This window comes from Lentilactobacillus rapi DSM 19907 = JCM 15042, from assembly GCF_001436255.1.
Taxonomy (GTDB): Bacteria; Bacillota; Bacilli; order Lactobacillales; family Lactobacillaceae; genus Lentilactobacillus; species Lentilactobacillus rapi.
This window is the reverse complement of record NZ_AZEI01000034.1, coordinates 1-8,994: the sequence shown is the minus strand read 5'-3', so window position 1 is coordinate 8,994 and position 8,994 is coordinate 1. Positions and strand designations below refer to the sequence as shown.

5 protein-coding genes and 1 pseudogene are annotated in these 8,994 nt (G+C 40.7%); 5 read left to right on the top strand and 1 reads right to left on the bottom strand.

The genetic code is table 11. From position 1 onward, the window contains the following. The first annotated feature begins 421 nt into the window (after window positions 1-421). Together FD12_RS05125 and FD12_RS05120 are read left to right on the top strand one after the other, a co-directional pair. Entirely contained in the window at window positions 422-766 is a 345-nt protein-coding gene (locus tag FD12_RS05125; RefSeq protein ID WP_054749062.1) for a hypothetical protein, read from the top strand. A 606-nt stretch (window positions 767-1,372) separates the two neighbouring features. Continuing rightward, window positions 1,373-2,236, top strand: a complete 864-nt coding sequence (locus tag FD12_RS05120; protein ID WP_056982031.1) for an SDR family oxidoreductase — start codon at window positions 1,373-1,375, stop codon at window positions 2,234-2,236. 142 nt (window positions 2,237-2,378) lie between these two features. On the opposite strand, the gene FD12_RS05115 is transcribed toward FD12_RS05120, so the two are convergent. Beyond that, window positions 2,379-3,314 carry an AraC family transcriptional regulator gene (locus FD12_RS05115; RefSeq protein WP_056982030.1) on the bottom strand — a complete coding sequence of 312 codons (936 nt, stop codon included), beginning with the start codon at window positions 3,312-3,314 and terminating at the stop codon, window positions 2,379-2,381. Window positions 3,315-3,667: 353 nt separating this feature from the next. Here FD12_RS05115 and FD12_RS05110 point away from each other — a divergent pair, with 353 nt between their 5' ends. The 3 genes and pseudogenes from FD12_RS05110 to FD12_RS05100 form a co-directional block, all read left to right on the top strand. Then, a complete protein-coding gene (locus FD12_RS05110) occupies window positions 3,668-5,848 on the top strand; it encodes a beta-L-arabinofuranosidase domain-containing protein (protein ID WP_056982028.1) in 2,181 nt (726 codons plus the stop codon). A gap of 29 nt (window positions 5,849-5,877) precedes the next feature. Further along, entirely contained in the window at window positions 5,878-8,244 is a 2,367-nt protein-coding gene (locus tag FD12_RS05105; RefSeq protein WP_056982027.1) for a hypothetical protein, read from the top strand. Between the two features lie 81 nt (window positions 8,245-8,325). Continuing rightward, window positions 8,326-8,952: pseudogene (locus FD12_RS05100) on the top strand (MFS transporter); the annotation flags it as partial. Window positions 8,953-8,994: the final 42 nt, after the last annotated feature.

Genomic DNA, 8,994 nt, shown 5'->3' with positions numbered 1-8,994 from the left:
GGTGTCGCCCTTATATTGATAGCAGCTGCTTCTCGGAGCACGATTCCGCTATGTAGCTGAGTATAGCCAAAAATCCTGAACTTGGGATTTTTGGGGTGTCGCCCTTATATTGATAGCAGCTGCTTCTCGGAGCACGATTCCGCTATGTAGATAGCCATAATCCTGGGCTTGAGAATTGCCCATGGCCATAGCTCCGAAGTTAACATGAAGCTTTAAGATCAATTCATTAACAGGTTGCAGTGCGTTTCGGCGGGATGTAACCTGTTATTTATCTGAGGGATCATCTGATTTCTTGTTGTTTATTATAAAAATCTGGGTAGATTATTGATTACTAAATTGACCGATTCACGGTAAAATACCTATGGAAGCGATCACAATATTTTAGGAATCTAAGCCATTTTTTAAGGAGATATTATATTTAATGAATAAGCCAATTTATTTACTTCGGGTTGCACTACAGGCAGTTTTAATTTTTGGAATCTATTTCCTGTATTGCTCAAACCCTGACGGGACGTTTACGATCCGAATCGGGTTCTTTTTACCCTGGTTGATTCTGTCATTTATTTGCCAATTTTATTTGATGAAGTTTGTCGGGTTATATCCAATATCTGAAGAAGCCGCCGAGAAGAAAGGCGAGCATCTTGGAGAGATTAATTTCTTCCTAGCTGTTTTCTTGCTGATTATTTATGATTTGTTAGGACCATTAGTGACCGTCGGGTTTTACTATTGGGACAAGCGACTGAAGGAAGGTCAGGGCGAAAATTGATTAGTTTTCGATGAGCCTGAATCATTAATTTTGCGGATTATTGGAAATTTTCTCTCGAATGATATATTATAATTGTTACAACGTTCGTATCCGTCACCGTCCGACGAGATATGGAGAACTTCGTTGTATATATAGAGCGAAATGGCTGGAATTGGTTTGCAGAAATGCGACTACTTCCAGCCATTTTGTTTGTCCTTTTGTTAGCGAATGCCATTATACCGCCCGTTTGCATGCTAGGAAGAATGCCAACCCTATCTGTGATGGCCGGTATTTTTGAAATCGATTCTGATATAATCGTTAGCTCATTATGATAATCAGCTGGCTTAGCTAAGAGCTGAGTGGAATATTATATATTTGATTGATTTTTATAAATTTAATCCAGATAGTTCATTAGAAAACAGATTTCCTTAACTTTGTAGTCTGGACCAATGTTGAATTGATCTCAATGCTGGTGAGAGGTGAATTGGCGTTAACACCGTTTTACTCAATGAGCGATTTCACTGTAGGGGCGGGGCGATTAATTAGAGTTAGAGCCAGCTTCTTGAATTCATATCAATAAATCGACTATAGTGTAGATAGAAAATTGATTTAGGAGGTATTGTAATAATGAAATTTGCAGTTACTGGTTCAACTGGTCACTTCGGTCAATATGCGATGCGTTTTTTGCAGCAAACAATTTCCAAAAATGATAGTATCGTGGCGCTGGCTCGGAATACGGATAAGGCTAAGCAGCTTTATCCAACGGGAGTTGAGGTAAAACCCGGGGATTACGAAAATGAATCCCAATTGGCGGATTCGTTGGCTGACGTCGATCGGCTCCTATTCATCTCGTCGATACCAGGGGCGAAGACGCCGCGGATTGACCAACATCGAAATGTGGTGAATGCTGCTAAAGAGGCGGGTGTCAAATTTATCGCCTATCTCAGTTTTCCGAAAGCTGATAGTTCGACGGTTCCATTAGCTGCCGACCATCAGGCGACTGAAAAGCTCATTAAGGATGCCGGGATTGCCCATGCCTTTTTGCGAAATAACTGGTACGTGGAAAATGAAGGCACATTCCTTCATGAAGCTCAGACCGGTGCGCCATTCGTATACGCGGCCGGTGATGGTAAAGTTGGTTGGGCACCCGAAAAATTATATGCCCAAGCAGCTGTTAAAGTATTAACAACCGATCAGCCAAAGGAAGTTTACGAATTTGCAGGGCAAATGCACACTTATGCCGATTTAGCGGCGGCAATGAAGAAAGCTACCGGCAATGATTTTGAGGTAGCCAGCGTTTCAGATGATGAATATATGGCTAATTTGCGCAAGTACGTGCCGGATCAGGTGGATGCGGCGCTGTCAATGATGCAGAAACTCATTCGTAGCGGTGCGCTGGAAGAGTCAACCAACGATTTAAGTGATGTGTTGGGGGAGCCCTTGCCATCACTTGATGAGGCGGTTGCAGACTATCTGAAAGAAAATCGTTAACGACAAATCATTAACTGACAATGAAAAATAAAAATAGCATCTGCTAGGGCTGCTAAGCGGTCTAGTGGATGCTATTTTTGTCTGGAGTTGAAATAAAAAAATAAGCGACGAATCAAATAATGGCTGTTATATCGGCTTTCATTTATAAGAATTGAGATCCATGCTGGGTTTCCGGTGTATTTGGCTTCAAACTAATGTACTTCTTTCGATATTGGGAAGGTGACATGCCATAGTTCTTTTTAAAGGCCATTGAGAAGTAATAGACGTTTTGATAACCAACCCGGGTCGCAATTTTACTAATCTGGTCAGAGGTTAATAGTAGATACTTGGTTGCCTCTTCCAATCGATACTTCGTGAGTAACATGTTCGGCGTAATTCCAAATGTTTTCTTCATATAGATAGAAACGGAATTGGGATGAATATGAAATTGCTTGCCAAGTTCTTCGTAAGTAATTTTTTCATCATAATGATCTTCAATATAACGCTGGATTTTATTAGCAATCATCACGGTTGGTGATTCTTGGGGTGTCTGAACTTGAACTTGTTGAAGCAAATCGATAAATAACTGTTGGGCCTTCCAGAACTCAATTGAATTTTGAGTCGTATCTGAGTGATTTTCATTTGATCTTCTACTATTAGTAAAGATCTTTTGAATCATCGAAAAGACCGTTTCTGGATTGGGGATTGGTTGTTGCTTCTGTAAAAACAACGTTACCATTGAAGTATAGTAGTGAATTGCGGGAACGGGAATGAGTGATTGAACCTGCTTTGGCTCATTAGATTGAACATAATTCCCGGCAGTTGCAAAATGAATCCAATAATATTCCGTCGTTTCATCCATTGGTTTCCAAGAATAGTGGTGGTGTTGTGGCTGCAGAATAAACATTTCACCCGCGTTGACAGTGTATTCCTGATCATCTTCTGCAATATATAAAGTTCCCCTTTGCATGAACATCATGACAAAGAATTGGAAGTTTCTTCGATTGGGATGACGTTCGCCGGGGTTAAATACGACGTGCCCACTTTGAATATAAGTTGGGGTCGGAAGACATGATATAGAAAGAAATTGTTTAGTCATAATAGACTCCTCCGCTCATTGAGCAAGCGATTAGTTATTCACTTGAACACATTAATATAAAAAATCATTTGATTATCATAAAAATAATGCAATTGACCCAAAATGTCAACGCTTTATTCTTTAAATCTTTTTATAAAAAAGCGAATTATCCGTGATTTTATAAGGAAAAAGCGCTATATATCAACAAAAGACGTGAAAAAGCCAATTATGTTTTTTTTATAAAAAGAAGTTAAGTTAATGCATTCTAACTCGCTGTTCAGTGTTGTATTCTATTAATCGTAAGCGGTTGCAATATCATATAAATTCACTGCTGAGGTTTTTAATTCAATTTTTTCCAGAAAGGACGTATTAAAATGAAACCGGTGTCATATTACGATGTCAAATATTTACCAAATTCAACTTTGAAAGAAAAGTTTGAACGAAATGTTAATTGGATGTTATCCCTCACCCCAGACCAGCTGTTATACAATTATCGAATCAATGCAGGCTTGGACACAAAGGGTGCGACACCATTAACTGTTTGGGAATCACCTGACTGGTTCTTTAGAGGTCATTTTACAGGTCATTATCTTTCAGGAGCTTCCAGAAGCTTTGTTGAATTAAATAACATGGAAGATACCAAAGAAGCCAACGAACTTAAAGATCGGGTCAACAAGATTGTTGATGGCTTAAAAGAATGCCAAGAAAAATTCGATACATTTGAAGAGTTCCCCGGTTACTTAGCTGCTGAACCATCAAAGCGGTTTGATGATGTTGAAAAGCTTCGATTCAATGGTAATCATTATGTACCATATTATGCCGTTCAGAAATTAATGGATGGATTGATGGATGCTTATGAATTTACTGGCAACCAAACCGCCCTTGACCTCACTATGAACATGACTCATTACTTTGAAAAGCGGATGGAACGTCTTACGCCAGAACAAATCAACGCAATGATCGATACTCGTTGGTATCAAGGCAAAGGCCACTATGTTTATCATCAAGAATTTGGTGCGATGCATCGAACATTACTTCGCCTATACGAAATCACTGATAAGAAGCAAAAGGATATCTTTGATTTAGCACAAAAGTTTGATCGTAAGTGGTTCCGTGACATGTTGATCAACAATGATGACGAATTAGGTTACTACTCATGTCATGCAAATACCGAATTAGTTTGTGCCGAAGGAATGCTGGAATATTATCACGTTACTGGCGACGAGAATTACAAAAAAGGCGTTGTCAATTACATGAATTGGATGCACGATGGCCACGAACTACCAACTAAAGGCATTTCAGGTCGTTCAGCATATCCAGCTCCCGCCGATTATGGCTCAGAATTGTATGACTACCCAGAAATGTTCTTCAAGCACTTATCCAAGTTAAACGGTGAAAGTTGCTGCAGTCATGACTTAAACTTCTTGAGTTCAGAATTATTCGCTGATACCAAAGATGCAACGTTATTAGACGATTACGAGATTCGTTTCATCAATGCGATCATGGCTCAGCAGAATAATGACAGCGCTATCGCTGAGTATTTGTACAACTTGAGTGTTGCGCCTAACTCAACCAAGGAATACAGCCACACTGGCTTCTGGTGCTGTACTGGTAGTGGTACTGAACGTCACTCAACCTTAGTTGACGGAATTTACTACACAGACAATCATGATATCTACGTTGGTCAATACTTCGACTCAATTCTTGATTTGAAGGACCAAGGCGTTACCGTTACTCAGGATTCACACTATCCAGAACAACACTTTGCCCACATTACGGTTGAAGCTGCCAAGTCACAAGAATTCACCGTTTACTTACGAGTTCCAAAGTGGAGCCGGAATACCACAATTTCAGTTGATGGTGAAAACGTTGATGCAGAACCAAAGAATGGTTTCGTTGCAATCAAGCGTACTTGGGGCAAGAAAGCCGAAATTACTGTTAACTTTGATTTCGAACTTCGTTATCAAACCCTTGCTGATAGATTTAACCGAGTTGCAATTTACTACGGCCCAATCTTATTAGCAGCTCAAACAAAAGACTTACCAGCCTCAACCAAGCCTGCTAAGGAATACTTGAAGGATCTTGTCAAGGTTGAAGGCAAGAACCAATTCCGGCTTGCCGGAACCAACATTATCTTTAAGTCACTTCCAGCAATTCCAGGCAGCACACCATATAACGTTTATGTAAAAGTTCCTGACGAAAATGTTGCAACTGTGATTGATACTCAAAACGATAGCGACAAGCCAGTTTACGAAGAACGCGAATGGACATTAGCAGTTGACCCAGAAAAGAAGAACTATTTGAAGATTACCTATGACCGCTTAGACGGTGATATCTATAGTTTCCAAATTGAAGACGATCAAAAGGTTCTCTTTACTCAAACCATGAAGAGCGAAGAATGGCCTGAAGATTCATACTACATTTACCCATTGCCATTAGATGCTACTAAGGGTAAAAACAAACTCAATATTAAGATCAAGCCACTCGATTACGAAGGTTTGAACTTCGATATTGCAAACATTAACAAGATTGAATCAATGGTTGCAACAAAATAATCAATCAAGACGCCAGGAGGGTTTTATAAATGAAGTCGGATTTTCTGACAGTAACACAAAGTAAACGAGGAGCAATTACCAACTTTAAGCTCAATGACGACAAATCAAATATGAACTGGGTGATTGACCCGGATTATCTCGAGTCCCTCGGATATGATGACTTAGACAAACTCTTTGGTGAATTCAATATTACTGTAAATGGTCAAAAACATCGAAGCATTGACCAGATACCTGAAGTTACCGGTGATGATACACATAGTACCGTGACCTTCAAAGTAGCCGGGTTAACGCTGAAACAGAATTTTGAACTTGAAAAGGACGCATTTAAATGGCACTTTTCAATTCAAAATGGGACTCAAGAAGATGCCACTATTGAAAACTTGGGCCTTTGGATTAGCTTAGCTTACGTCATGTTTAGAGATAAAAATGTTAAACGTAATGCGAACCAATCAGTTGCTGTTTTCCCACAGATTTCTAAGAATTACACCAAATTAGCTGCTGTCCGCCGTGACAATACCAACCCGAATCTGGGAGTCTACCAAACCAAAGGAAAAGTGCTCTCAGTTGGAACATTCAACGACTACACTAATCGGTTCTTCGAAAATGTTTCGCCTTCACTAGACGGCATGTTGTTCCACGAAATTGTCTTGGCGGGTGGTTATGATGATGATCGTCGGCCACACCACGACTGGATTTATCCGCAAGATAGCTTGATTCTTAAAGCTGGTGACACCAAGGATTGGGAGTTCTACCTCAAGCCATTTACCAGCCATCAGGACTTCTACGACATTGCAACCAGGGACTTTGGTCATCCTCGGTTCTCGTTTGAACCAATGATTTCTCAAGGCTCCGATCAGATCTTTACTGTCAAATTGGCAAAGAATCAGAAGCTTCAAAAGATTTCGGTTCGTTACAAATCCGGCCATCAAACAATTGACCAGGATATGACCAGCGATTTGAAAGACGGTCGCTTGGTCTATCAACCTGAAGGCTTGGGAGAACATCAAGTAATCCTCTCCTTCGATGATGGCACGGTTGATATGGGTGTCTTCAACGTGATGAGTTCAATCAATGAACTACTGCGCAATCGAGCAAATTACGTTTCTGAACACTCATATGCAGGCAAAGACGGCAAGGTTCCATACAGCTTTGGCCCTGTTTCCAATCAAGGTGAGTCGCTTGGTAAGATGACCTTCATCCTTCAGGAATGCCTCTTGGATGACAAAGTAAAAGACGCCGATAAACAAATTGCTCAGGTTGAAGAAAGTGCTGTAAAGTACGTCCGCGAAAAGTGGTTCGTCAATGGTGACTTCCGAAAGCCCGCTAAGCTCTACGGTGACTTTTACCGCTTGATGGATCTTGAATACATTGCCCATATGTTCTATCTGTTGTCAAAATGTCCAGCAGCTTCATTAAAATTGAACAAGCCAAACGATTACTTATCATGGGCTGCTCAAGTGTTCGATGTTCGGGTCAACCCCGATTTGAATGAAGATGAGCGGGCTAAGACTGAGGCACAGATGCTTGGAACCTATGGATTATATATTGAAGATTTACTAGCAGATTTAAAGAAAAATGGTTTGGATAAAGAATACTCAGAAATTTCGAAGTCATGGAAAGCCGTCACAGACCGGCTGGCAAAAACCAGCAGTACATTAGATGCTGCAATGACTGAACATTTCTTTGATAATGCCGGATTTGGCCCGGCTGCCAGTGCGTTAGCCCTTACCGGTAACGTTGAAGCAGCTAAGACCTATGGCGAGTTGCTGAAAGCTAATATTGGCTTTAGTAACGACTTCCGGTCACAAAGTCCAGATCGTTGGTGGGAAGCATTATCCTACATGATTCACGCACTTTGGGGCGGCTTAACCGCCGCATCCGCTCAAATTACAGGTGAAGAACTTTCTGATCCTGAGCTTGTTGAAGCAGCTTATCGGGCAACCGGCGCAATCCTTTACATGTATGATTCAAACGCAACGGCAACCGATCGGATGCTTAGACCAGGCGAGGCGGCCTCGACTTACAGCATCGCAGGCCCCAATTTGAACAGACCCGACCTTTCGCGAAATCGATTTGGACAATCAATCTTTGCTTCAGACGGTGGCATTTTTGCCAGACTGTTCCCTGATGGTTATACGGGAGAGGATGACTGGGACATGGGTGAAGAACTCGTTGCCTTCTTAAATGGTTTTGGTCAAAAGACTTACATTTATCAAGACAAGAATAAAGGACTGACAGCGATCAATGGTCGAATTAAACAGCTAGACGATAATCGCTATGAGGTTCAAAGCTTTGCACCATATATCAGTGAATACATTAATTTGGATAAGAAAGATGTATTCAAGAGTAATCAAGACAATGTCATATTCAATGCTTCTACAGGAACATTTGAATAGGCTGATGATTCACTTAGGGAGGTGATGACAGGTTCCACCTTGTTCTGCAATTATAAACTTTTACGATAGGAGATATTCATTATGGACAATACTGCCAAAACAGCAAATACTGGCAAAGACAAAGCGAATGTCAAACTATCAGTCTGGGAGAAAACAGCTTACTCCTTTACTGATATGGCCGGTAATTTACTATATGTTACAATTTCTAGTTACATTCTTTACTTCTACACCGACGTTTTCGGAATTTCGGTTGCCGGTGCTGGTTTGATTTTGTTAGTTGCTCGTTTCTTCGATGCCGTTAGTGCACCAGTTTGGGGATCAATTGTTGACCACACGCATACGAAATGGGGGCAAAGTCGACCATACTTCTTATGGCTCGCAATCCCATTTGCCGTTGCAACTTTCTTAGCATTTACTGCTCCAAACCTGCATGGGACTGCTAAGCTATGGTATGCCGGATTTACTTACATCTTGGCTGCTGGAGTTGTTTATACTGGTATTCAAACACCAATTACTGCTATTCTTCCTAGTTTAACTACTAACGGTCAGGAACGTATCAATGCCAACACATTCCGTATGTGTGGTGGTGCTATTGGATCATTCATTACCAGTACTTTCGCTTTACCATTAGTTGCATTCTTTGGTAAAGGTAATGATAAAGTTGGTTTTATGTGGACAATGTTTGCATTTGGTATCTTAGAAACTGTTTGAGATCTAAATTGAGTTTTGGTATACTTTTGCAAAAAAGGA

What these genes read in the sequence shown, in the direction of transcription:
- FD12_RS05125 (WP_054749062.1), top strand. Translation starts at nt 422, where the DNA reads ATGAATAAGCCAATTTATTTACTTCGGGTTGCACTACAGGCAGTTTTA.
- FD12_RS05120 (WP_056982031.1), top strand. Translation starts at nt 1,373, where the DNA reads ATGAAATTTGCAGTTACTGGTTCAACTGGTCACTTCGGTCAATATGCG.
- FD12_RS05115 (WP_056982030.1), bottom strand. Translation starts at nt 3,314, where the DNA reads ATGACTAAACAATTTCTTTCTATATCATGTCTTCCGACCCCAACTTAT.
- FD12_RS05105 (WP_056982027.1), top strand. Translation starts at nt 5,878, where the DNA reads ATGAAGTCGGATTTTCTGACAGTAACACAAAGTAAACGAGGAGCAATT.
- FD12_RS05110 (WP_056982028.1), top strand. Translation starts at nt 3,668, where the DNA reads ATGAAACCGGTGTCATATTACGATGTCAAATATTTACCAAATTCAACT.